This window comes from Pseudomonas sp. AC112, from assembly GCF_979253545.1.
Genome location: NZ_CEEDCM010000001.1, coordinates 4,717,301 through 4,740,058, shown reverse-complemented (window position 1 = coordinate 4,740,058; position 22,758 = coordinate 4,717,301). Strand labels below are relative to the sequence as shown.

Sequence of the window (22,758 nt, the reverse complement as noted above, 5' to 3'; positions counted from 1 at the left end):
CGGCCGTGGGCTCAATAAATCGGAGCCCCGTCATAAATAGCGTAAAGATTGTCGGGCACTTCAGAAGGCCTGGAGAGATAGACGAACAGCTTGCCATCGTGTTCTTCGTACGCAAGTACTTTCATATTTTCTCCAGGCCCCACAGCGACATGATCCATCAAGTATCCGGTTGATAGGTTTTTCTTGGGTATTGACTCATCGAATACAAACACCACAGGCTGGACTTTATCACTTCGGCCCTTGACGGCATTCTTTGCCCATGTTTCCCATTCTCCGGCGCTACCCGCAGTTGCCGAAGCTGACTGTACACCGGCATCTTGAAAAACCTTCCCAACCCCTTTTTTAATTCTTTCTGCGCCGTCACGTGTGACAAAGGCGCTGCGATAGGCCTTACCCTCATAAGCATTCAGTTGGTCGAACTCCTCAAGAAACGCTTCCAGGTCAGGCGACGTGTCGCCGGAACGCAGAGGCCCGTTAACAAAATCGGAGCCTGCCTCAATATAGGTTTCAATACCCGCGAAATCCTCCGCATTACTGCCCTGTATCAGTGAACCCAGCACACGTTCAACCCGTTGCATTTCCTCTTTCGTGACGGCCTGCAAGTGATTGCGCTGCGCAATGACCGCCTTCAACTCCGCGCGTGCCTGCCTATATTTAGGTGAAAAAAATTCTGATATTCTCCCTCCACCTTCAGTACCCATTTTTCGCCACACGCCCGCGGCATCAGGTTTGGCAGCAATACTACTACTCGCCGGTTTCTCAGGATCATGCGGATCTTTTACATATAACCGGTAATGCATTGAGTCACCCGCGTCGGGGTGTTCAGCGACGTAATACACCTTCCCCCTGAATTCCACCTCGCGCATGCCTGTCAAAGATGAAGGTAGTTCGAAAGCAGGCGTCGTCTCAGGCGCATTTCCCAACGAAACAGATACCTCATCCGTTGTGACCTGATACTTCGGCTCCCGCACTAATTCAAAACCGTCAGCGAGCGAACTGTATCGCCATCCAAACTGTTCGCGGGTGGAGGCATCAAAAGTCAACAGGGGTTCACCTGCTTCCTGCACCCCGTCGCCAAGCAATAATTCTTGCGCAAGTTGCAGCCCTGATATAACCACTGCCGCATTACCGCCAACGCGATCACTGGCTGTCATGCCATCGATGGAATCATGAATCCCGAAAACGATAGTGCCGATGTTGCCGAAGATGGGTACATAGCCAAAGGTGCTCCCCCAGAGGTCTTTTGCTGCCTTCCAGTTTTGCTGCGCGGAGCCAAACACCTCGGTTTGATCGGACCATACCGCGTTGTGGGCATTCGCCTTTTGGAACTTGGCAGCCATACCGGAATCCAGGCGACCATAGATCAGTTGGTAAGCACTGCCCCGCGCGCGGGTGTAGTTGAATGTCTCCCACACCGGCACCGCTTTGTCTTTGACCAAGTTGGCGTACCCAGGGTAACTGGCGTGATTACCGGCAATCACGTTATCGAGCACATCCCCTGCCCTTGGCCAATGGGCATCCAGGCCGCCTTGCCTGTCGCGGGCATTGAAGCTGCGCAACAAATTGTCCCTGTTGTTTTTAGCCCAGTTGGCAAATGCCTCATCACCTTGTATTTCACTCACCGTGCCGTTCTTCAAATCGATCATCAACCCCTTGTTTGGGCGATGCTCATAATTGCCGTCATAGGCGGTATAAGGAATAAATGCATACCCCGTCAGTGGGTAGCCATAGAGGTTGGGAATAATCACTTGCCCATTGTGCGACAGTGTTTGCGTGACCGCCGCTTGACCCTCGGCGCTTAATGTCTTGAAGGAATTCTTATTGTTCTTCAGGCTTTGCAAGGTGCCTCTGACAACGTAGGCGTCCGCTTTGCCCGAGCGCTCTGCCAGCACGCCGGACGCGTCGCGCATGGGCGGCGCTATTGCATTGTCCCAGTGTTTCTCGAGGTGCGTACCCACGGACTCCAGGTCGGCGACCTTGCTCCGGTCTTGCGGCTCGATCTCCATGAACTGGAAATTGAGCGGGCCGCCTCTCTGGACTTTGTCGTGCGCCAGTGCGCCGGCCGCGATTTCCCAGGCGAAGTAAGTACGCGTGTCGGTGCGGGTCAAATGCTCAGGTTTTCCGACCCCAGTGTACGAGGTGAACTTGAGCGTGAATTTCTCATGCGGATCGTAACCGGCAGCCAGCAGGCCACCACTGAAGTAACCCGCTGGCTCCAGGAACTGGCGAACCTGCTGGAAGCGGATGTTTCTTTCGCCTTCACTGCCCACTTCAATATTGCTGGCCTGCGTGACTACACGACTCGCATAGGCATTGATACGTTGTATCTGCTCTGGCAACGGATCGCGTGCGGTCGGTGGCGATACCGCATCTGATCCAAATATCAGGGTGTCATGAAAAGAATCGGAAACCGACGGTACGGATATCGACGGGGTAGGAGAAAAAGTAACACCCGCATAGGTCAGCGTCAGTCCCTCCTCGACGAAGCCCATGTCGTCATTCAAACAGGAGTAGTCGGCTGCGGGGATAGGCGACGAAGAGTACGTATTTACACTCATGAAAGGACGACCTTTTAAATATTCTCGTAATTTTCCCTACACCGTTGAAAGCATGATTCTCACGCTTTTGAGAAGGGCACACATGGCCGGATATTTTCGTACATAGACCGCACGACGATACCGATACCATCAGGCCAATGTGTCGTTCCTGAAAGTGAAAGGGTTCCTTCAATGAGAAGGCCCGTTTATTGCGCACTATTTTCACGAGCACAGCACTCAAACTTCTGGCAGCGGCCAAGCTAAAGCGCTGGTTTGATCGCCTGAAGCCCACGCAAAAAAAATGTGGGAGCTCGCTTGCCTGCGATAGCGGTGAATCAGTGCCAGATGTACTGACTGACACCACGCTATCGCGGGCAAGCCCGCTCCCACAGTTGACCGTGTACAGGCTTTTGGTTATTTGGAGACCGGCATGGCGAATTCGGCGCCCTGCTCGATACTTTCCGACCAGCGCTGCATGATCGACTTCTGCTTGGTGTAGAAGCGCACGCCCTCGGTGCCGTACGCATGCATGTCGCCAAACAGGCTCTTCTTCCACCCGCCAAACCCGTGCCACGCCATCGGCACCGGGATCGGCACGTTGATGCCGACCATGCCCACTTCAATGCGCCGTGCAAATTCGCGGGCAATGTTGCCGTCGCGGGTGAAGCAGCTCACGCCGTTGCCGAATTCGTGATCGTTGACCAGCTTGATCGCTTCGGCGAAGTCATTCACGCGCACGCAGGCCAGCACTGGGCCGAAGATTTCTTCGCGGTAGATACTCATCTCTTTCGTCACGTGGTCGAACAACGTCGCACCCAGCCAGAAGCCGTTTTCCAGGCCGGCTTCGGTCGGCACATAGTCACGCCCGTCGAGCAGCAGTTGCGCGCCGGCTTGCACGCCTTGTTCGATGTAGCCGCTGATGCGTTCGAGCGCCGCGCGAGACACGATCGGGCCCATTTCTGCCTTGAGGTCGCGACCGTCAGTGATGCGCAGGTGCTTGGCCCGTTCGGTCAGGGCGGCGATGACTTTGTCGCCCACATCGCCCACCAGCACCGCCACCGAAATGGCCATGCAGCGTTCGCCGGCACTGCCGTAGGCGGCGCCCATCAGGGCGTCGACGGTTTTTTCGATATCCGCGTCGGGCATCACCACCATGTGGTTCTTCGCGCCGCCCAGGCCTTGCACGCGCTTGCCATTACGAGCGCCGGTTTCGTAGATGTACTGGGCAATCGGCGTCGAGCCGACAAAGCTCACCGCCTTGACGTCCGGGTGTTCGATCAGCGCGTCCACCGATTCCTTGTCGCCCTGCACCACGTTGAACACACCTTTGGGCAGGCCGGCTTCGCGCAGCAGTTCGGCCATGAACAGCGAGGCGCTCGGGTCGGTCGGGCTTGGCTTGAGGATGAAGGTGTTGCCCGCCGCGATGGCGATCGGGTACATCCACATCGGCACCATCACCGGGAAGTTGAACGGCGTAACGCCGGCGACCACGCCCAGGGGCTGGCGCATAGTCCAGTTATCCATGCCACGGGAAACCTGGTCGGAATGCTCGCCCTTGAGCAGGTTGGGAATGCCACAGGCGAATTCGAGGATGTCGATGCCACGGTCGACTTCGCCCTGGGCGTCGGTAAAGACCTTGCCATGTTCGGCGACGATGATGCGCGCCAGGTCGTCCTTGCGCTCACGCAGCAGGTGCAGGTACTCGAACAGCACGCGCGCACGGCGGATCGGCGGCGTGTCGGCCCAGCCGGCGAACGCGGCCTGGGCAGCGGCGACGGCTTCGGCGACGGTCTGGCGGCTGGCCAGGGCGACGCGGCCGGTCTTTTCGCCGGTGGCCGGGTTGTAGACGTCCTGATAGCGATCATCGCGGGACACGCGCTGGTCGTTGATGTAGTGCTCGATGGTGGTGGTCATGGCAGGCGATCCCAGGTGAGTAGCGTTGGCGCAAACGATAGGCTTTCGATTTGTTCCAAACCAGAGCAGAATCCAGAACTTATTGTCCACAACAGCGAACAATACACCCATGGAAAAGGCTGAAATCGAAGGGCTCTGGACCCATATCCATTGGCTGTCAGTGCTGGAGGAACACGGCACCTACACGGCCGCCGCCGCACGCCTGGGCGTGAGCAAGTCGGCGGTGAGCCAGCGCATTTCCGACCTGGAGAAGGCCACCGGCACCCGACTGGTGACGCGCACCACGCGCAGCGTACGGCTCACCGATGCGGGGCTGTCGCTGACCCGCGACGTGCGCAGCGCCTATGAACAGATCGCCCGCAGCTTCTCGTCGGTACGCGACTCGGCCGGGGAGATTCGCGGGCTGGTGCGCCTCACCGCACCGGTGGCGTTTGCCCGTCAGCAACTGGTGCCGCATCTGTCGGAATTCTTGCAGCAGTACCCGCAGGTGCGCATCCAACTGGACGTATCCGACGCCCTCAGTTCACTGGCCGCCGAAGGCTACGACCTGGCCGTACGCCATGGTTTCCAGGTGCCGGAAACCCATGTGGCGTGGAAGCTCTGCGACACCGGCTCAGTACTGGTCGCCACCCGCGACTACCTGCAACGCCACGGCGAACCACGCCAACCCGGCGACCTGTCCGCGCATAACTGCCTGTTCTACCCGCGCGGCACCGACCAGCCCGCCTGGACCTTTGAGCGCGGCACAAAAAACATCGAGCGCCTCACCGTGCCCATCGCCGGCAGCTTCGCCACCAATAACAGTGAGGCCCTGCGCGATTCGGCGCTCAACCACCTGGGCATCGCCCTGCTCCCGGACTTCAGCGCCCATGCCGCCCTGGCCAGCGGCAAGCTGGTGCAGGTGCTCAAGGACTGGACGCTCAAGGGCGCGTTCGCCGATGAGATCTACCTGATCCGACCGTACTCGCCCCATGTGCCGAAGTCGGTGAGCGCGTTGGTCAGTTATTTGAAGGGCAAATTGTCCGGTGGGTTTCGCTATACGGCGACATAATGGCTCTACCCAATCCACCATGAGTGGATCTTTTTGAGGAACCAATTCGCCCATAGGATGTTCCTGCGGCCACACCACTCCAGGCCGTTGCAGAACTATCTCAAGGGCTCTCCTGCGGGAGTGTTGATCATCATGAATTGGAACATCGTCCCCTCCACCGCCTTTCAAACCACCGCTGCCGTGATGTCCGCCATTGCCTTGCTCGGCTGCCAACCGCCGACGCGGGCGGACTTCATCAAGTACCCGTCGCTGCAACAACGCTGGTCGATGATCTGTGACCCGCGCAGCAATATCGCAGACGCGAATGTGGAGGGCTGCCAGCACTTTCACGAATGGCAAGCGGCCAGCCGGGGACCGGTGCTGGACAACCTGATGAATCAGCACTTGGGCAAGTGAGGCGCGCATCGCGCCAGCTTTTTTGCATTGGGATATTGCTCGGCAGAACTAAAAGTCCATAATGGACAAATTAGTTTAACTGCGGAGATCCCCATGTCCAGCTCGCCTCATGTGATCCACTCGGCCCAGGCCCGAGAACTGCTCGCCCAGGTCGATGTACCGCAGATCCTGCGCAAGCTGTTCCGAGACCTGGCGGCCGGGCAAGCGGTGCAGCCGGCACAGCAGTGGGTGGAATTCCCCCACGCGGCGGGTGACTTCATCAACTACCTGGGCGTGCTGGCCGAGGATGGGGTGTATGGGGTCAAGACGTCGCCCTATATCGTGCGCGAGCAAGGGCCGCTGGTGACGGCCTGGACCTTGTTGATGTCGATGCAGACCGGCCAGCCACTGCTGTTGTGCGATGCAAGCGAGCTGACTACGGCACGTACTGCGGCAACGACTGCACTGGCGGTGGATGCATTGGCGCCTTTAGCAGCGCGACGATTGGCGATCATCGGCAGTGGCAAGGTGGCCCAGGCGCACCTGCACTATGTGAAAGGCTTCAGGGATTGGCAGAGTATCAGTGTGTTTTCGCCAAGCCTGGTCAATGCATCCGCCGATGCCATCGCACACATCAAGCATTTGGACCCACGGGTAAACATCACTCACAGCTGCGAGGCGGCGGTGGCCGATGCAGACGTGATCCTGCTGTGCACCTCGTCGGCCGGGCCGGTGCTCGACCCGGCGTGCCTGAGCAAACCGGCGCTGATCACCTCGATCAGCACCAATGCCCCACGGGCCCATGAGGTCCCGCCGCAACGTCTCGGCGCGATGCAGGTATTCTGCGACTATCGACAAACCACCCCGGGCTCGACCGGTGAGATGCTGATCGCCGCCGAACAACACGGCTGGGACCCACGCACAGTGGTCGGTGACCTGCCTGAATTGCTCAGCGAACAGGTGCCGCGCCCGGCCTACGACCGCCACGTATTCTTCCGCTCCATCGGCCTGGGCCTGGAAGACATCGCACTGGCCCATGCCCTCTGGAGACAACTATGAGCCACGCAGACTTCATCATCATCGGCGGCGGCATTGCCGGCGCGTCCACCGGTTTCTGGTTGTCACAGCACGGCAAGGTGCTGGTGCTGGAGCGTGAAAGCCACCCGGCCTATCATTCCACCGGGCGTTCCGCCGCCCTGTATACCGCCGCCTATGGCACCCCGCAGGTGCGTGCGCTGACCCTGGCCAGCCGGGCGTTTTTCGACAACCCGCCAGCGGGTTTCTGCGAACACCCGCTGCTGACGCCACGGGGCGAAATGACCGTGGATTTCCTCGGCGATGCGGCCGAGTTGAACGCTCAATACCTGAGCGCCAAGGCCACCGTCTCCCAGGTCGAATTGCTCAGTGCCGATGAAGCCTGTGCGAAGCTGCCGATCCTGCGACGCGAAAAAGTCCACGGCGCGCTGTATGACCCCACCGCCAGCGACATCGACACCGATGCCCTGCACCAGGGCTACCTGCGCGGTATCCGCCGTAACGGTGGCGAGGTGCGCACCAACAGCCACGTGCTCGGCTTGAGCCGCGACGCCGCCGGCATGTGGCAGGTGCACACTCAGGATGCCACCTGCACCGCGCCGGTCATCATCAATGCCGCCGGCGCCTGGGCCGACCATATCGGTGGGCTCGCCGGCGCAGCCTCCATCGGCTTGCAACCCAAGCGGCGCTCGGCCTTCATCTTCGCCGGCCCAGAAGGCGTCGACAGCCATCACTGGCCGATGCTGGTGGCGCTGGACGAATCCTTCTATATGAAACCCGACGCCGGCATGTTCCTCGGCTCGCCAGCCAACGCCGACCCGGTCGAGCCCCAGGATATCCAGCCCGAAGAGCTGGACATCGCCATGGGCATCTATCAGATCGAAGAAGCCACCACCCTGACCATCCGCCGTCCGACCCGTACCTGGGCCGGCCTGCGCAGTTTTGTGCACGACGGTGACCTGCTTTCGGGTTTCGACCCGATGATACCGGGCCTGTTTTGGGTGGCGGCACAGGGCGGCTACGGCATCCAGACCTCGCCGGCCATGGGCCAGGCGAGCGCGGCCTTGGTGCGTGGCGCGCCGCTGCCGGAGGCACTGACGCAGTTCGGCCTCGACGCTGGTATGCTCTCCCCTGCCCGCCTGGAGCCGCATTGATGAACACCGCTGAACAAGACAAGGTCATGCAGAACTTCCGCGCGATGGCCGACGCCATCGCCACCCTGTTCTTCCCTCACGCCGAAGCGGTGTTGCATGACCTGCGTTCGCAAAAAGTCGATTACATCGCCAACAACCTGTCCAAGCGCAGCATTGGTGATGACTCGGCGCTGGAAGACATGCTCGACGCTGACGTCAGCGAAGTGAATATCGGCCCGTACGAAAAGCTTAACTGGGACGGTCAGAAAATCCGCAGCCTGAGCACCGTGCTGCACGACCACAAAGGCCGCCGGCTGGCGGTGCTGTGCATCAACCTGAATATTTCGCTGTTTGAAAACGCCAAGGCGGCGCTGGATCTGTTCCTGTCGCCGAGCAAACTGATCCCGCAACCCGACTCGCTGTTTCGTGATGACTGGCAGGAGCGTATCAATACGTTTCTGCATGCGTGGATGCGCGAGCGTCAGTTGAGCCTCAACCTGCTGACCCGTGACCACAAGCGTGAGCTGGTGCTGGCACTGCACGCCGAGGGGGCGTTCAAGGGTAAGAGCGCCTCGAACTATGTGGCCAATGTGTTGGGCATGGGGCGGGCGACGGTCTACAAGCATTTGAAAGAACTGAAGGGCTGATCGGTACGGCTGGAAATACCGCCGGACAAGTGTGGGAGCGAGCTTGCTCGCGAATGCGGTGGTTCAGTTGGCCTATCGGGTGACTGACATTCCGTATTCGCGAGCAAGCCCGCTCCCACACTTAGTCCGCGTAGACCTCTCAGTCGCCGTAGATGTCGGACTTGAAGTACTGCTGCGAAATCTTCTGGTACTCACCACTGGCGCGGATGCCGTCGATCGCCGCGTTCAACTCGCTGACCAGCTCGGTATTGCCCTTGCGCACGGCAATCCCGGCACCCTCGCCCACGTATTTCGGGTCCTTGAGTTCCGGGCCGACAAACGCATAGCCCTTGCCCCGTGGCATTTGCAAAAAGTCGTTCAGGGGAATGGTGTCGGCAAAGATCGCATCCAGCCGCCCGGCAGCCAGGTCCATGTAGATCTCCTCGTTATTGCTGTAGCGCTTGACGTTGATGCCCTTGGGCTCGAACACCTCGGTGGCGTAGCGATCCGTGGTGGTGGCGCGTTGCACGCCCACGGTCTTGCCCTTGAGGCTGGCGTACTGGTCATCGACTACCGCGCCGTCCTTCATCACCAGGCGCGATGAGGTGAAGTAGTACTTGTGGGTGAAGTCCACTGACTTCTTACGGTCTTCGTTGATGGTCATGGACGACAACGCCATGTCGATTTTCTTCACCTTGAGGGAAGGAATCAGGCCATCGAACTCGCCTTCTACCCATACGCACTTGACCTTCATTTGCGCGCACAGCGCATTGCCGATGTCGTAGTCGAACCCGACGATCTTGCCTTCCTGGGTCTTGGACGCAAAGGGCGGGTAAGCCGCCTCGATGCCGATGCGCAGGGTTTTCTCGGCGGCCACCAAGTGGCTGGACGCAAGCAGGCCAAAGGCCAGGGCGGTAATGAGGGCGCGTTTCTTCATGAGGATGTTCTCGCAAGTTGTTGTTGGTTTTGGCAAGCCTGAAGAAAGAGAGGGCAGCGGTGCTTTTGTACTTATAATTCCATATTGGACTTTTACGTATTGATCGTCAATCACGCCACCACGCCGATGCACACCCATGACTTTTTTGCACAACGCACCGGTGTTTTTGAGCGTTCTGCTCTGATTTATGCGTGCCTATACTCGGTCCAGCCTCTGGGTTCAGCCGGGGGCAAGTCCCACAACAATAATTAAGGACAGCCACCATGACCCAGCCCTTCCTGGCCGCTCGGGATTTTCTGCTCGCTCACCGCACCGACTACGCCACCGCCGTACGGGATTTCCGTTGGCCGCAACTGGGCGAATTCAACTGGGCCCTGGATTATTTCGACGCCATGGCCGAGGGCAATGCGGCGAATGCGCTGTGGATCGTCGAAGAGGACGGCAGCGAGCAGCGCTACAGCTTCCAGCAATTGGCCATGCGCTCCAACCAGGTGGCCAACCACTTGCGTGCCCTCGGCGTACGCCGGGGTGATCGTGTGCTGTTGATGCTCGGCAACGATGTGGCGTTGTGGGACACCATGCTCGCAGCCTTCAAGATCGGCGCAGTGGTCATCCCCGCCACCGCCCTGCTGAACCCGGATGACCTGCGTGACCGCATCGAACGCGGGCAGGTTCGCCATGTGGTGGTCGGCGATGCGCATGTGCACAAATTCGCCGGCCTCGCGGAGGGTTGCAGCCGTATCTGCGTGGGCTCGGCGCCTGCCGGCTGGGTTTCGCACAGCGCTGCCTTTGAATACCCCGAACATTTCGAGGCCGAAGGCCGAACCTTGGCCACCGACCCGATGCTGCTGTACTTCACCTCGGGCACCACGTCCAAGCCGAAGATGGTGCTGCACAGCCACCAGAGCTACCCGGTGGGCCACCTGTCGACCATGTACTGGATCGGCCTGCAACCGGGCGACCTGCACCTGAATATCTCATCGCCCGGCTGGGCCAAGCATGCCTGGAGCTGCCTGTTCGCGCCGTGGAATGCCGGCGCGTGCATCTTTATCCATAACGTCGCGCGGTTCAGCGCACCGGCCTTGCTCAGTGCGTTGGAACGCTACGGCGTGACCAGCCTGTGCGCGCCGCCCACGGTATGGCGCATGCTGATCCAGGAAGACCTCGCCAGCTACAAATCGCGCTTGAGCCTGCGCGAACTGGTCGGCGCCGGGGAGCCGTTGAACCCGGAAATCATCGAGCAGATCCAACACGCCTGGGGCCTGCCGCTGCGCGACGGTTTTGGCCAATCGGAAACCACCGCCCTGGTGGGCAACACCCCCGGCCAGGTGCTCAAGCCGGGTTCCATGGGCCGCCCGCTGCCGGGCTACCAAGTGGCCTTGCTTGATCCCGATGGCTGCCCCAGCACTGAGGGCGAAGTCGCCCTGCCCCTGGCCGTACGCCCGCTCGGCCTGATGCTGTGCTATGAAGACAGCCCGGAAAAAACCGCCGAGGTCATGCGTGACGGTTACTACCGCACTGGCGACACCGCGCAGATCGACGCCGACGGCTACATCACCTTCGTCGGTCGCGCCGACGATGTGTTCAAGGCTTCCGACTACCGCATCAGTCCGTTCGAGCTGGAAAGCGCCTTGATCGAACACCCGGCCGTCATGGAAGTGGCCGTGGTGCCAAGCCCCGACCCGTTGCGCCTGGCCGTGCCCAAGGCGTTCCTGATCCTGGCCCACGACGAACCGGGCAGCGCGGAGTTGGCCCGACATATCCTCGCCTTCGCCCGTGAGCATCTGGCGCCCTACAAGCGGGTACGACGTATCGAGTTCGTCACCGAACTGCCCAAGACCATCTCCGGGAAAATTCGGCGAGTGGAGCTGCGGCAAATGGAAGTGCTGCGACGCCAGGGTGATACGCGGGGTGAGCATGAGCACTTCGAGGAGGACTTCGTGCGGCCAACGGCTGAGTCGTAGTCGCACAATCCTGTTGAATACTTGCCCAATCCTCCGACTTGGCGACTAACGGATAGATAGCCCTGGCGCACTGGTCTAGAGTTCGACGATAAGCGGCCACTGCGTTCATCATTAAAACAGGCCGCACCTACCGTCGATCAGCAGGTGAGCCATGGAATTACGAATCAACCAAAAGGCCTATCAGGTCGATGCCGACGCGGACACGCCATTGCTGTGGGTGATCCGCGATGACCTGGGCCTGACGGGCACCAAATATGGCTGCGGCCTGGCCCAGTGCGGCGCGTGCTCAGTACTGGTGGACGGCAATGTGGTGCGCTCCTGCGTCACGCCGGTGGCTGGGGTGGTCGGGCGCGAAATCACCACCATCGAAGCGATTGAAACCGATGAAGTGGGCAAGCGTGTGGTCGCGACCTGGGTCGAGCATCAGGTGGCGCAATGCGGTTACTGCCAGTCCGGGCAGGTGATGGCGGCCACGGCGCTGCTCAAGCACACCCCGGCGCCCAGCAAGGCGCAAATCGATGCGGCAATGATCAACCTGTGCCGCTGCGGCACCTATAACGCCATCCACGCGGCCGTCGACGACCTGGCCAAGCAGGGGGGTGTCTGATGAACCTCATCAACGAACTGCTCGATGCACCGGTGAACCTGTCGCGCCGCCGCTTTCTGGCGAGTACGGCCGTGGGTGCGCTGGTCATTGGTTTTGGCCTGCCACTGGGGTCGGGCCGGGTACAAGCCGCCACCACCGCTGAACGCGGCACCCAGGTGCCGGCGTTCCTGGAGATTCGCCCGGACGGCACGGTGCGCCTGCTCAGCCCCTTCATGGAAGGCGGGCAAGGCACCCACACCGCCATGGCGCAGATTGTCGGTGAAGAGCTGGACGCCGACCCCGCCACATTCATCGTCGAGGCCGCGCCGCCCGGCGAAGCCTATGTGGTGATGGAGAACGGTATGCGCATCACCGGCGGCAGCATGTCGGTGCGCATGAGCTACCCGACCATGCGTCGCCTTGGTGCTCTGGCCCGCGCGATGCTGCTGCAGGCTGGCGCTAAACAATTGGGCGTGCCGGTTGGCGAACTGACCACCCAGCCGGGCCGCGTGGTGCATGCGGCGTCCGGTCGTTCGCTGGGTTATGGCGAGCTGGCCAGCAGCGCCCTCGACATGCCCGTGCCAGATCCCGCCAGCATCACCCTGCGCGACCCGAGCCAGTTCCGCTGGATCGGCAAGCCGGTCAAGCGCCTGGACGCCTACGACAAATCCACCGGCAAGGCGCTCTACAGCATCGACCTGAAAGTCGACAACATGCTCCACGCCGCGGTACAGCATGCGCCACGCCTGGGCATGACCGTGGGCAGCCTGCGCAACCAGTCGCAGGTCGAAGGGATGAAGGGTGTGCATTCGGTTCACGTACTGCCCGGCGCGGTGGCTGTGGTGGCTGAGCGCTGGTGGCACGCCAAGCGCGCGGTAGAAGCAATCCAGGTCGACTGGCAGGAAGCGGCTGCCGACTCGGCACTGCGGGTCATGCCGGCGGATTTTTCCAGCGACAAGCACTTCGAATTTCTCGCCGCCCAGCAAGGGCCGGCCCGTGATGACGAGAACGAAGGCGACGTGGCCGCCGCGCTCAAAGGCGCCAAGACCCAGGTCGAAGCGACGTATCACAACCAGTACCTCAACCACGGCCAGTTGGAGCCACCCTCCGCCCTGGCACGCTTCAACCCCGATGGCACCCTGGATATCTGGCTGCCCAACCAGGCGCCGGACATGTTCCGCGCCGATATCGCCAAGCGCACCGGCCTCGACCCTGCGCAGATCAACCTGCACTCGCCGTTGCTCGGCGGGTTTTTCGGCCGGCATTTCCTGTATGACTCGGCCAACCCCTACCCGCAGGCTATTGCATTGGCCAAGGCGGTGGGCCGTCCGGTCAAGCTGATCTGGAGCCGTGAGGAAGAGTTCCTGCGTGATGTATTGCGCCCGGTGGCGGTGGTCAAGTTCCGCGCTGGGCTGGATGATAAAGGCCTGCCGGTGGCCATCGAAGCGGTGAGCGCCACCGAAGGCCCGACCGAAGCCCTCGCCGGCAAACAGGGCGACAAGATCGACCCTACGGCGGTCGAAGGGTTGTCGGGCAAGTCCTACGCCATCCCCAACAAACGCATCGCGCAGATCTACGTCAAAGGCGCGCCCATGCTCGGCTACTGGCGTTCGGTGGGCAATTCGCTGAATGACTTTTTCTACGAGTCGTTCCTCGACGAGCTCGCAGACAAGGGCAAACATGACCCCTATGAGCTACGCCTGCACCTGCTGCGCGACAACCCACGGCTGACCACCTTGCTGCAAGCGGCGGTTGAGTTGTCCGGCGGCTGGAAGCGTGGCCCCTTCACCGCCGAAGACGGCAGCCGGCGCGCACGCGGTGTGGCCATGGCCTCGCCGTTCGGCTCCCATACGGCGGCGATCGCCGAAGTGTCCATCGAGAATGGCAAGGTCAGGGTGCACGATATCTGGCAGGCCATCGACCCAGGCAGCATCGTCAACCCGGCGATTGTCGAGGCGCAAGTCAATGGCGCGGTGGCGTTGGGCTTGTCCCAGACGTTGCTGGAGGAAGCGGTGTACGTGGACGGCAAGCCACGGGCGCGCAACTACGACCTTTACCCGATCCTGGCGCCTGCGCAGATGGCGCGGGTGCATGTACGGGTGGTCGAGAGTGGCGAAAAGATGGGCGGTATCGGCGAGCCGCCGTTGCCGGCCGTGGCACCGGCCGTGGCCAATGCGGTGGCGCAGTTGACGGGCCAGCGTGTTCGCAGCCTGCCAATGAGCCGACACACCTTCAGCTGACCTTCAGGAAACGCCCATGAACAACCGTCGATTCGCAAGAACCGCAGGCTGGCTGGCGCTGCCCTGCCTGGTCGCGGCAGGCCTGCTGGCCTGGTACGTCACCCGTGAGCCTGCTACACCGTTCGAACAGGCGCAGGCCGCCGCCCCCTTTGAGCCCGCCTTGGTCAGCCGGGGCGAATACGTCGCCCGCCTCAGCGACTGCGTGGCCTGCCACAGTCTGGCGGGCAAGCCTCCGTTCGCTGGCGGCCTGGAAATGGCCACTCCGTTGGGCGCGATCCATGCCACCAACATCACACCGGACAAGCAGAACGGTATCGGCGCCTACACCCTGGCCGACTTCGACCGCGCGGTGCGCCACGGCGTAGCGCCCGGTGGCCGACGGCTCTACCCCGCCATGCCCTACCCGTCCTACGTCAAACTCAACGACGACGACATAAAAGCGCTGTATGCGTTCTTCATGCAGGGCGTGCAACCGGCCAACCAGCCGAATATCCCCAGTGATATTCCGTGGCCGCTCAACCTGCGCTGGCCTATCGCGTTGTGGAATGGCGTGTTCGCGCCCACCGCACCCTATGCGGCGAAACCGGATCAGGACGCGCTGTGGAACCGCGGCGCGTATATCGTCCAAGGCCCCGGCCACTGCGGCAGTTGTCACACGCCGCGCGGGCTGGCGTTCAACGAGAAAGCCCTGGACGAATCCGGCGCGCCGTTCCTTGCCGGCGGCCTGCTCGATGGCTGGTATGCACCGAGCCTGCGCCAAGACCCCAACACCGGGCTGGGGCGCTGGAGCGAGGCGCAGATCGTGCAGTTCCTCAAGACCGGGCGCAATGCCCATGCGGTGGTCTACGGTTCGATGACCGAAGCCTTCAACAATTCCACGCAGTTCATGCAGGACGACGACCTGGCCGCTATCGCCCGCTACCTCAAGTCACTGCCTGGCGACCCACAGCGTGACGGCACACCCTGGCAATATCAGGCGGTGGCGGCGGTTCAAGACGCCCCCGGCGCCCACACCTACGCGACCCGCTGCGCCTCCTGCCACGGCCTCGACGGCAAAGGCCAGCCCGAATGGATGCCGCCCCTGGCCGGCGCCACCTCGGCACTGGCCAAGGAAAACGCCTCCGCGATCAACATCACCCTCAACGGCTCGCAGCGTGTAGTGGCCGCCGGTGTACCGGACGCCTACCGCATGCCAGCGTTTCGTGAGCAACTGACCGACCAGGAAATTGCCGAGGTACTGAGCTACGTGCGCGGCACCTGGGGCAATAACGGTGGCGCGGTCGATGCAAAGGCGGTGAGCAAGCTGCGCGGGCATACCGACCCGGCGAGCAGCAGCCCGATTATTTTGCATATGCGCTGAAGCGAAACAAACCTGTGGTGAGCGGGCTAGTCCTGCTCACCACAGGTTTCCACGGGCTCCCGGGATTTGCACATCTGTGCCTATCGGGAAACCACCCCCGGATTGAACATCCCCTCAAACCGCGCCTTGTTCGCCGCGTAATACGCCGCCACTGCCTTGTCCGCCGTGCTCTCCCGTGCCTGCATCATCAGCGCCTCCAGGTCGGCTTGGGGGATGGAGAAATGCGCAAAGAAGTACGCCACTTCAGGATGTTCCTGGCTGAAGCCTTTGCGGGCCATGGCGTGGATTTGCTCGGCGCCACCGAAAATCTGCTTGGGATCGTCCAGGTAGCGCAGCGACCATTTGGAGAACATCCAGTGCGGGCTCCAAGCGTTGACCAATGACCACTTGTTGCGCTTGAGGTTACGCTCCAGCTCATTGAGCATGCCGCTCTCCGAAGACCCCACCAGTTTGTAGCCGGCCAATTTGTAGTCTTCGATGGCCTTGACGGTGAGCTTGTACTGGCCGTTGCCGACTTCGGAGGTAAAGATCTTGCCGTCGAACTTCTCGCGGACGCCGGGTTTGTTCAGGTCTTCCACGCTGGCTACTTCTGCGACCGGCACCGTGGTGGGCACGGCCATGCCGATGCGTCCCTCATACAGCACGCCGAGGTCTTCGAGGCGGTCTTTGTACTTGTCATAGAACGCCTTGTGGGTGCTGGGCAGCCAGACCATCGGGATCAGGTCAATGTTGCCGTTGGCCAGTGCCTGGAACTGGATGCCAATGTCGGCCATCACCAGCTTGACCGGTTGCTTGAGGTGCTCCTGCAACGCGGTACTGGCGAGCTTGACGGTGATTTCCGTGTCGGACCAGTTCACCCAACCGATGCGTACCGGTGGTTTTTGCTCCGCATGGGACAGTGCAGCACTGGCACCCAGCGCAAGGCCGAGCAGGTAGGCACAGGCTTTTTTCCGATAGCGCACTTGAGTATTCATCAGGCGTCCTCCTAGGGGGTGAAGGCGATCTTAGCGACGACTTCCGGGCCCCGCAATAAAAATGTACATGCGTGTCGTCGATTGTTGACACATGTGTACATTTACCATAATTTCAAATCGCCCAGCCTGATGATGCCCACGACGGAGCACACCCCGATGTCCAGCGATCCCCTGCTGCAGCCCTACAAAATCAAGCACCTGACCCTGCGCAATCGGATCATGACCACCGCCCACGAACCGGCCTACCCGGTGGACGGCATGCCGCAGGCGTTGTACCGCGCGTACCACGTCGAACGTGCCAAGGCCGGCGTGGCCTTGACCATGACTGCAGGCTCTGCCGCGGTGTCGCGCGACAGCCCGCCGGTGTTCAATAACGTGCTGGCATACAAGGACGAGGTTGTCGGCTGGCTGAAGGACCTGACGGATGAGTGCCACGAACACGGCGCGGCCGTGATGATCCAGCTGACGCACCTGGGTCGTCGCACACGCTGGGACAAGGCGGATTGGCTGCCGGTGGTTTCGCCGTCGCACCGTCGCGAAGCCTCACATCGCTCCTTCCCGAAGAAGATGGAAGACTGGGACATCGAGCGGATCATCAAGGACTACGTCGACGCCGCCGAGCGCATGCAGGCGGCCGGGTTGGATGGCCTGGAACTGCAAGCCTACGGGCATTTGATGGACCAGTTCTGGTCGCCGCTCACCAATGACCTCGACGGCCCATACGGCGGTTCGCTGGAGAACCGCATGCGGTTTACCTTCGATATCCTGCGCGGCATTCGCCAGCGGGTCGGTGAACACTTCCTGTTGGGCGTGCGCTACACCGGCGACGAAGCCTTGCCAGGCGGGTTTACTGCCAACGAAGGCTTACAGGTGTCGCACATGCTCAAGGACAGCGGGCTGGTGGATTTCCTCAATGTGGTACGCGGGCATATCGACACGGATGCGGGCCTCACCGATGTGATTCCTATCCAGGGCATGCGCAACTCACCGCACCTGGATTTTGCCGGCGAGATACGCGCGTCCACCGGGTTTCCCACTTTCCATGCGGCAAAAATCCCGGATGTCGCCACCGCGCGTTATGCCATTGCCTCGGGCAAGGTGGACATGGTCGGCATGACCCGCGCCCACATGACCGACCCGCATATCGTGCGCAAGATCATCGAGCGCCGTGAAGAGGACATTCGGCCCTGCGTCGGCGCCAATTACTGCCTGGACCGTATCTACCAGGGTGGCGCAGCCTACTGCATCCACAACCCGGCGACTGGCCGCGAAACCAGCATGCCCCATGACATTCCCAAGGCGGCGCTGAAGCGCAAGGTGCTGATTATCGGCACGGGCCCGGCCGGGCTGGAAGCGGCGCGGGTGGCCGGGGAGCGTGGTCACGACGTCACCGTGCTGGAGGCCGCCGACCGAGCCGGCGGGCAGATCCGCCTGACGGCACTGAGTGAGCGGCGTCGCGAGATGATCGGCATCATCGATTGGCGCATGGCCCAGTGTGAACGCCTCGGCGTGCGGTTCCACTTCAACACCTGGGCCGAGGCCGAGACAGTGCTGGCCCATGAGCCGGACGTGGTGATCGTCGCCACCGGCGGCATGCCGCACACCGAGGTGCTGGCCCAGGGGAATGAGCTGGTGGTCTCGACCTGGGACATCATTTCCGGCGACGTCAAGCCGGGGCGCCACGTGCTGATATTCGATGACGCCGGCGACCATGCCGCCCTGCAAGCCGCCGAGGTGATCGCACAGAGCGGCGCCAGCGTCGAAATCGTCACCCCGGACCGCGCGTTCGCCCCGGAAGTCATGGCCATGAACCTGGTGCCCTACATGCGCAGCCTGCAAGACCTGGACGTGACCTTTACCGTGACTTACCGAGTCGAAACGGTGGAGAAACGCGACGGTCGGCTGCTCGTCAGCTTTGGCAGCGACTACGGCAAGGTGCACAAGCAGCGGGTTGTCGATCAGGTGGTGGTCAACCACGGCACCCTCCCCCTGGACGACCTGTACTTCGACCTGCGCGCGCATTCCAGCAATGGTGGGGCCGTGGAGCAGCACGACTTGATTGCCGGGACCCCGCAGAACATCGTGACCAACCCCAAGGGCCGCTTCCAACTGTTCCGGATCGGCGATGCAGTCGCCGCGCGCAATACCCATGCGGCGATCTATGATGCGTTGCGGTTGGTTAAAGACCTGTAAAGAACACCGAGCCCCCTGTTGGAGCTGTCGAGCTTTAGCGAGGCTGCGAAAGCGGTGGGTCAGGCGATAAAAATGCCAGCAGTGCCGACAGCCCCCACACTTAGATCCATGTCGCGGCCGACACTGCGCCCGTGCTATGTCGGTTCGTCAAAGGTGTCAGTCAACGGCACAAACACCCCCGGCGAGGTTTCGGCGTAGCCAAACGCCCCATAGAAGCGGTCCAGTTCGCGCCGCTTCAAGGCCTTGCCGGTGAATACGCTGACGTACTGGGGAATTCGCCGGAACCGCACCACCACGTCTTCGGTGGTTTTCATCGAGATGTAGCCGATCTGTGTGAGGTAGATGGTTCGCGCGCGCACATCGGCGGCTTCGTCATCGTAGCCAAAGCGCCGGAACATGCCGGCCAAGGCGTTGATACGGGTGTCGTCGGCCAGGGCAATTTCGGCGCTGACCTCCCCCGACTGCATTGCCCAACTGCGCACGGCAAATTCGAACTGCGAGTCGAACAGTTCCGGGTTCAGCCAGCATTCGAAGACGTTGAGGATCGCCTCGCAAATACTCTCGGCATAACGCTCGCACTGGCGCACCAGGTTGCCGGTGTTCTTGTCGCGCCAACGGGTCAACAACGCGGCGAGCAGTTGCTCGCGGTCTTCATAAAACCAATAAAAGCTGGTACGCGACAGGCCCAGTTGCTTGGCCAGCGGCATGACGCGCACGGCGTCGATGCCGGACTCTTTCAGCGCTGTGTACGCGGCGTCCAGCCACACGTCGACCGAGCCTCGCCAGCCCGTGTCCTGGGTCTTGCCTCGGGGTTTTGCGATCATCCGGGGGTCACCTTGCCTGGGAATTGCAGGCCACTCTACACGCCCAGCTGCGTGGTGCACAGGAAGTGTACAGCGACGTACATTTCGACTCGCCCTGCTGCACCGCCTTTTGCGCAACCTAGAGGTTTAACGTACTAAATTGAACGAATCTGACCCTGTTCCGCTCAATACTTCAGGACACATAAACCCCCACACGGACGAGGTTGAGGTAGCGGACATGGCAGCGAAAAAGGGTGAAGCATCGACCACACCTGGCTGGGACGAACAACTGGCCAGCAACACCGAACTGTTCTTCGAAGCTGATCGGTTGGAGAAGGCAGCCTACGACATCATTGGCACCAGTCTGGCCGACGCAGCCGCGTGGTTGCGCTTTAGCGAGGCCAAGCAGATTGCCGACGCAAAGCGTACCGAGGCGTACCAAGACTTGATGCGCATACGCCGGGGCATGCTGGACCGAGACTCGCGGCCCTCCCCCCGCGCCAATCACCCTCCCCAGCGCGGCCCCTTCGCCGCCCATTGAGACTGCACGCGTCTCACCCGCCGCGAGAAAAAATATTATACAAACCCGCCCCGCTCCCCAAACATCCATGGGCCGCCCGCGTCAGCGGAACTTCCCTGGTTTTTTAGAGCAGGCCCCTCTATGGCACGATTTAAAACCACGCTGTTGGCTTTCCATTTCCTGACAATCGCAGGCCTATTCATGCCCTCATTGAATGCCCACGCCAACACCCCCGATTCAAGTGTGGCAGTCCCTTCGCAAGACGCCGTCTACCAACTGCGCATCTACGAAATTTTCGAGACCAACAAGGTTGCGTTTCATCAGCGATTTCGTGATCACGCCATGCGCATCATGGCCCGCCATGGGTTCGATATCATCGCCCTGTGGGAAGCCAAGACCCACCAGCGTACCGAATTCGTCTACGTGATCAGATGGCCTGACGCCGATACGATGCGCCAGGGCTGGAAAAACCTGATGGCTGACCAGGAGTGGTCCGCCATCAAGGAAAAAAGCGCCGCGGAACACGGCGCGATGGTGGGCGAGATTCAGGAAAAGGTGATGGCGTTGACCGACTATTCACTGATACCCGCCGGCCTGCCACGGCCATGACGCAAAGGTAACCTACAGTTCCTTGAAGCGGTGCCGCGGTATTCCCGGCACCGGCAAGCGGATGCTGTAGATATTGCCCGCCGCCGGATAGTCCGAGTGCTCCGCCGCCGACATGCCGAACTTGGCAGTGGTGATAAACAAGGTGCGCCTGTCCGGCCCGCCAAAGCAGCAACTGGTGGGGCGTGGCACTGGCATTGGCAAGGTCTGGAGCAGGACGCCATTGGGGTCATATTGGAGCAGGCAGCTGCCATTGAACTGGCAAACCCAGAGGTTGCCCTCGACATCCAGGGCCAGGCCGTCCGGGCGCCCAAGTTCAGCCGGGGTCTGGGCAAATACCGAGACTTGTTCCAGGTAGCTGCCATTTGCCGGGTAGCGGGCACGGTAGAGGGTCCGGGCTACCGAGTCGACGAAGAACAGCTCGCGCCCATCACGTGACCACACCAGGCCGTTGGGCAGGCTGATGTTGTCCAGTATCACCGAGGCGTTCAGGCCGGCGTCGTAGCGGTAGAACTTGCCCGTGTTGCGGCTGTGCGCCTCATCCATCAAGCCGGTGATGAAACGGCCCTGGGGATCGCAGGCACCATCGTTGAAGCGGTAGGACGACAGCGTGATGGCCAACTTTGAGTGCTGGATGACCCGCAGGCGGGTGCGGTCGAGGATGGCAACCCCGGCATTCTGGGTAAAAATCAGATTGCCCTTTTCGGTCAATGCCAAGGCGCCAATACGCGAAGGCGACTCATACAACCGTGTCAGGTTGCCGTGTAGATCCAAGGCATTGATCTGGCCGCCACTGATGTCCACGAACAGCAGGCACTGGTGGGTTTCATCCCAGACCGGGCTCTCACCCAGGTCAGCCTGGCAGTGCGAAAAAAGACGAAGCTCTTCCTGAGCAGGCATAGTCAACACTCCTTGATCTGGTCCCAACGCTGGGCGACTTGTTCGGCAGTGGCGGCCTTCACGCGAGCCAGATCGACGGGATAGTCGACACCCGGGTTTTCCACAAACCGCGTCGCCGTAAACTGGCCATTGCTGGCGCGCAGGACGTAACCGGAATCCTGGCATTGCTGCGACGCCAGGAACACCACGCCAGGCGTCACCCATTCGGGCTTGAGGTTTTCCGGTTCGCCCGTCACGCCCCACATGCGGGTCTTGGCCACGGGTGATACCGCATTGACCAGAATGCCCGACTCCGCACCTTCCATGCTCAACGCATTCATGATGCCCAGTTGCGCCATCTTGCCGGCGGCGTACGCCACCAGGCCGGGTTGCGCATAGTGCTGGTACATCGCACGGTCTGACGAGGTCAATATCACCCGGGCGGCAGTAGAGTGCTTGAGGTGTTTCCAGGCATGTTTGCATAACCAGATCGGCGTGTAGATATTGATATCCACCGCGCGACCTATGAATGTTGCATCAGCCTCATCAATGGGTTGATAACCGACCCAACCGGCGTTGTGAATCAAAATATCGAGTTGACCAAACGCCTCGATGGCCGTCGCCACCAACTGCTCGCAACCCTGTTCGGTGGACAGGTCACCGTGATGTCCGACCACGTTAAAACCCTGGTCTGCAAGGGTGCGTGCCGCTTCCATGGCAATCGAGCCATCGCCCCCCGCGCCCAACTTGTCCGCACCAATATCACTGATCACGACATTGGCGCCCAGCGTAGCCAGGGCTTGCGCGTAACTGAACCCCAACCCTCGGCCAGCGCCCGTTACAACGGCAGTCATTCCTGTAAAGTTCATTGGCTTTTCCTCTTGAGTGCCACTTCACCTTAACAATGTATATGAGTGCTGTTTAATACTAACGGCGGCGCAAGTTGATACTTGGTTCATATCAAGTTGATGTTTATTGCGCGCAAACCCGGAGTGAACGGCCCCTCCATGAACTTCAGTGCGGGA

At 61.0% G+C, this 22,758-nt stretch carries 19 protein-coding genes; 12 read left to right on the top strand and 7 right to left on the bottom strand.

The features are described from left to right. Positions 1-11: 11 nt before the first annotated feature. Together AC0IYN_RS22105 and AC0IYN_RS22100 are read right to left on the bottom strand one after the other, a co-directional pair. Positions 12-2,558 carry a hypothetical protein gene (locus tag AC0IYN_RS22105; RefSeq protein WP_471843235.1) on the bottom strand — a complete coding sequence of 849 codons (2,547 nt, stop codon included), beginning with the start codon at positions 2,556-2,558 and terminating at the stop codon, positions 12-14. Between the two features lie 393 nt (positions 2,559-2,951). Next, on the bottom strand, positions 2,952-4,451 hold the full coding sequence (locus AC0IYN_RS22100; protein ID WP_457239193.1) for a CoA-acylating methylmalonate-semialdehyde dehydrogenase: 1,500 nt from the start codon (positions 4,449-4,451) through the stop codon (positions 2,952-2,954). Positions 4,452-4,560: 109 nt separating this feature from the next. On the opposite strand from AC0IYN_RS22100, the gene AC0IYN_RS22095 reads away from it, so the two are divergent. The 5 genes from AC0IYN_RS22095 to AC0IYN_RS22075 all read left to right on the top strand — a co-directional run bounded on the left by AC0IYN_RS22095 (position 4,561) and on the right by AC0IYN_RS22075 (position 8,692). Then, positions 4,561-5,502 (top strand): LysR family transcriptional regulator, encoded by a 942-nt coding sequence (locus tag AC0IYN_RS22095; protein WP_471843233.1) that lies wholly within the window; start codon positions 4,561-4,563, stop codon positions 5,500-5,502. Positions 5,503-5,634: 132 nt separating this feature from the next. Further along, the gene (locus AC0IYN_RS22090) at positions 5,635-5,898 is read left to right on the top strand and encodes a hypothetical protein (protein WP_223204463.1); all 264 of its coding nucleotides are present in this window, start codon (positions 5,635-5,637) and stop codon (positions 5,896-5,898) included. 93 nt (positions 5,899-5,991) lie between these two features. Then, positions 5,992-6,936 (top strand): ornithine cyclodeaminase family protein, encoded by a 945-nt coding sequence (locus AC0IYN_RS22085; RefSeq protein WP_471843231.1) that lies wholly within the window; start codon positions 5,992-5,994, stop codon positions 6,934-6,936. Continuing rightward, positions 6,933-8,066 carry an NAD(P)/FAD-dependent oxidoreductase gene (locus AC0IYN_RS22080; RefSeq protein ID WP_406596364.1) on the top strand — a complete coding sequence of 378 codons (1,134 nt, stop codon included), beginning with the start codon at positions 6,933-6,935 and terminating at the stop codon, positions 8,064-8,066. The genes AC0IYN_RS22085 and AC0IYN_RS22080 overlap by 4 nt, the downstream gene beginning before the upstream one ends. After that, complete coding sequence (locus AC0IYN_RS22075; protein WP_016978348.1) at positions 8,066-8,692, top strand: helix-turn-helix transcriptional regulator; 627 nt, start codon at positions 8,066-8,068, stop codon at positions 8,690-8,692. The genes AC0IYN_RS22080 and AC0IYN_RS22075 overlap by 1 nt, the downstream gene beginning before the upstream one ends. A 139-nt stretch (positions 8,693-8,831) precedes the next feature. Here AC0IYN_RS22075 and AC0IYN_RS22070 read toward each other — a convergent pair whose 3' ends face one another. Further along, positions 8,832-9,608, bottom strand: coding sequence for an ABC transporter substrate-binding protein (locus AC0IYN_RS22070; RefSeq protein WP_099491894.1), 777 nt, complete (start codon positions 9,606-9,608; stop codon positions 8,832-8,834). A gap of 263 nt (positions 9,609-9,871) precedes the next feature. On the opposite strand from AC0IYN_RS22070, the gene AC0IYN_RS22065 reads away from it, so the two are divergent. The 4 genes from AC0IYN_RS22065 (at position 9,872) to AC0IYN_RS22050 (ending at position 15,758) form a co-directional block, all read left to right on the top strand. Next, the gene (locus AC0IYN_RS22065) at positions 9,872-11,572 is read left to right on the top strand and encodes an AMP-binding protein (protein ID WP_471843227.1); all 1,701 of its coding nucleotides are present in this window, start codon (positions 9,872-9,874) and stop codon (positions 11,570-11,572) included. 151 nt (positions 11,573-11,723) lie between these two features. Then, complete coding sequence (locus AC0IYN_RS22060) at positions 11,724-12,179, top strand: (2Fe-2S)-binding protein (protein WP_010211243.1); 456 nt, start codon at positions 11,724-11,726, stop codon at positions 12,177-12,179. Continuing rightward, positions 12,179-14,398, top strand: a complete 2,220-nt coding sequence (locus AC0IYN_RS22055) for a xanthine dehydrogenase family protein molybdopterin-binding subunit (protein ID WP_406596362.1) — start codon at positions 12,179-12,181, stop codon at positions 14,396-14,398. The genes AC0IYN_RS22060 and AC0IYN_RS22055 overlap by 1 nt, the downstream gene beginning before the upstream one ends. 16 nt (positions 14,399-14,414) lie before the next feature. Then, on the top strand, positions 14,415-15,758 hold the full coding sequence (locus AC0IYN_RS22050; RefSeq protein ID WP_471843224.1) for a c-type cytochrome: 1,344 nt from the start codon (positions 14,415-14,417) through the stop codon (positions 15,756-15,758). Between the two features lie 80 nt (positions 15,759-15,838). Here the strand turns inward: AC0IYN_RS22050 and AC0IYN_RS22045 are convergent, their stop codons facing one another. Beyond that, on the bottom strand, positions 15,839-16,732 hold the full coding sequence (locus tag AC0IYN_RS22045) for a glycine betaine ABC transporter substrate-binding protein (protein WP_471843223.1): 894 nt from the start codon (positions 16,730-16,732) through the stop codon (positions 15,839-15,841). Positions 16,733-16,888: 156 nt separating this feature from the next. Here AC0IYN_RS22045 and AC0IYN_RS22040 point away from each other — a divergent pair, with 156 nt between their 5' ends. Next, positions 16,889-18,925 carry an oxidoreductase gene (locus AC0IYN_RS22040; protein WP_406596359.1) on the top strand — a complete coding sequence of 679 codons (2,037 nt, stop codon included), beginning with the start codon at positions 16,889-16,891 and terminating at the stop codon, positions 18,923-18,925. A gap of 134 nt (positions 18,926-19,059) precedes the next feature. Here AC0IYN_RS22040 and AC0IYN_RS22035 read toward each other — a convergent pair whose 3' ends face one another. Continuing rightward, on the bottom strand, positions 19,060-19,749 hold the full coding sequence (locus AC0IYN_RS22035) for a TetR/AcrR family transcriptional regulator (protein WP_406596358.1): 690 nt from the start codon (positions 19,747-19,749) through the stop codon (positions 19,060-19,062). A 217-nt stretch (positions 19,750-19,966) separates the two neighbouring features. On the opposite strand from AC0IYN_RS22035, the gene AC0IYN_RS22030 reads away from it, so the two are divergent. Further along, positions 19,967-20,269 carry a hypothetical protein gene (locus AC0IYN_RS22030; protein ID WP_406596357.1) on the top strand — a complete coding sequence of 101 codons (303 nt, stop codon included), beginning with the start codon at positions 19,967-19,969 and terminating at the stop codon, positions 20,267-20,269. A 180-nt stretch (positions 20,270-20,449) separates the two neighbouring features. After that, positions 20,450-20,857: an NIPSNAP family protein gene (locus AC0IYN_RS22025; RefSeq protein WP_406596356.1), complete on the top strand. Its 408-nt coding sequence runs from the start codon at positions 20,450-20,452 to the stop codon at positions 20,855-20,857. Between the two features lie 12 nt (positions 20,858-20,869). Here the strand turns inward: AC0IYN_RS22025 and AC0IYN_RS22020 are convergent, their stop codons facing one another. Together AC0IYN_RS22020 and AC0IYN_RS22015 are read right to left on the bottom strand one after the other, a co-directional pair. Further along, on the bottom strand, positions 20,870-21,754 hold the full coding sequence (locus AC0IYN_RS22020) for an SMP-30/gluconolactonase/LRE family protein (RefSeq protein ID WP_471843219.1): 885 nt from the start codon (positions 21,752-21,754) through the stop codon (positions 20,870-20,872). Positions 21,755-21,756: 2 nt separating this feature from the next. Next, the gene (locus AC0IYN_RS22015; RefSeq protein ID WP_406596354.1) at positions 21,757-22,602 is read right to left on the bottom strand and encodes an SDR family NAD(P)-dependent oxidoreductase; all 846 of its coding nucleotides are present in this window, start codon (positions 22,600-22,602) and stop codon (positions 21,757-21,759) included. Between the last annotated feature and the right edge of the window lie 156 nt (positions 22,603-22,758).

Excerpts from the sequence above, each read along its gene's own strand:
- AC0IYN_RS22105 (WP_471843235.1), bottom strand. The coding sequence starts at position 2,558 with ATGAGTGTAAATACGTACTCTTCGTCGCCTATCCCCGCAGCCGACTAC.
- AC0IYN_RS22100 (WP_457239193.1), bottom strand. The coding sequence starts at position 4,451 with ATGACCACCACCATCGAGCACTACATCAACGACCAGCGCGTGTCCCGC.
- AC0IYN_RS22095 (WP_471843233.1), top strand. The coding sequence starts at position 4,561 with ATGGAAAAGGCTGAAATCGAAGGGCTCTGGACCCATATCCATTGGCTG.
- AC0IYN_RS22090 (WP_223204463.1), top strand. The coding sequence starts at position 5,635 with ATGAATTGGAACATCGTCCCCTCCACCGCCTTTCAAACCACCGCTGCC.
- AC0IYN_RS22085 (WP_471843231.1), top strand. The coding sequence starts at position 5,992 with ATGTCCAGCTCGCCTCATGTGATCCACTCGGCCCAGGCCCGAGAACTG.
- AC0IYN_RS22080 (WP_406596364.1), top strand. The coding sequence starts at position 6,933 with ATGAGCCACGCAGACTTCATCATCATCGGCGGCGGCATTGCCGGCGCG.
- AC0IYN_RS22075 (WP_016978348.1), top strand. The coding sequence starts at position 8,066 with ATGAACACCGCTGAACAAGACAAGGTCATGCAGAACTTCCGCGCGATG.
- AC0IYN_RS22070 (WP_099491894.1), bottom strand. The coding sequence starts at position 9,608 with ATGAAGAAACGCGCCCTCATTACCGCCCTGGCCTTTGGCCTGCTTGCG.
- AC0IYN_RS22065 (WP_471843227.1), top strand. The coding sequence starts at position 9,872 with ATGACCCAGCCCTTCCTGGCCGCTCGGGATTTTCTGCTCGCTCACCGC.
- AC0IYN_RS22060 (WP_010211243.1), top strand. The coding sequence starts at position 11,724 with ATGGAATTACGAATCAACCAAAAGGCCTATCAGGTCGATGCCGACGCG.
- AC0IYN_RS22055 (WP_406596362.1), top strand. The coding sequence starts at position 12,179 with ATGAACCTCATCAACGAACTGCTCGATGCACCGGTGAACCTGTCGCGC.
- AC0IYN_RS22050 (WP_471843224.1), top strand. The coding sequence starts at position 14,415 with ATGAACAACCGTCGATTCGCAAGAACCGCAGGCTGGCTGGCGCTGCCC.
- AC0IYN_RS22045 (WP_471843223.1), bottom strand. The coding sequence starts at position 16,732 with ATGAATACTCAAGTGCGCTATCGGAAAAAAGCCTGTGCCTACCTGCTC.
- AC0IYN_RS22040 (WP_406596359.1), top strand. The coding sequence starts at position 16,889 with ATGTCCAGCGATCCCCTGCTGCAGCCCTACAAAATCAAGCACCTGACC.
- AC0IYN_RS22035 (WP_406596358.1), bottom strand. The coding sequence starts at position 19,749 with ATGATCGCAAAACCCCGAGGCAAGACCCAGGACACGGGCTGGCGAGGC.
- AC0IYN_RS22030 (WP_406596357.1), top strand. The coding sequence starts at position 19,967 with ATGGCAGCGAAAAAGGGTGAAGCATCGACCACACCTGGCTGGGACGAA.
- AC0IYN_RS22025 (WP_406596356.1), top strand. The coding sequence starts at position 20,450 with ATGCCCTCATTGAATGCCCACGCCAACACCCCCGATTCAAGTGTGGCA.
- AC0IYN_RS22020 (WP_471843219.1), bottom strand. The coding sequence starts at position 21,754 with ATGCCTGCTCAGGAAGAGCTTCGTCTTTTTTCGCACTGCCAGGCTGAC.
- AC0IYN_RS22015 (WP_406596354.1), bottom strand. The coding sequence starts at position 22,602 with ATGAACTTTACAGGAATGACTGCCGTTGTAACGGGCGCTGGCCGAGGG.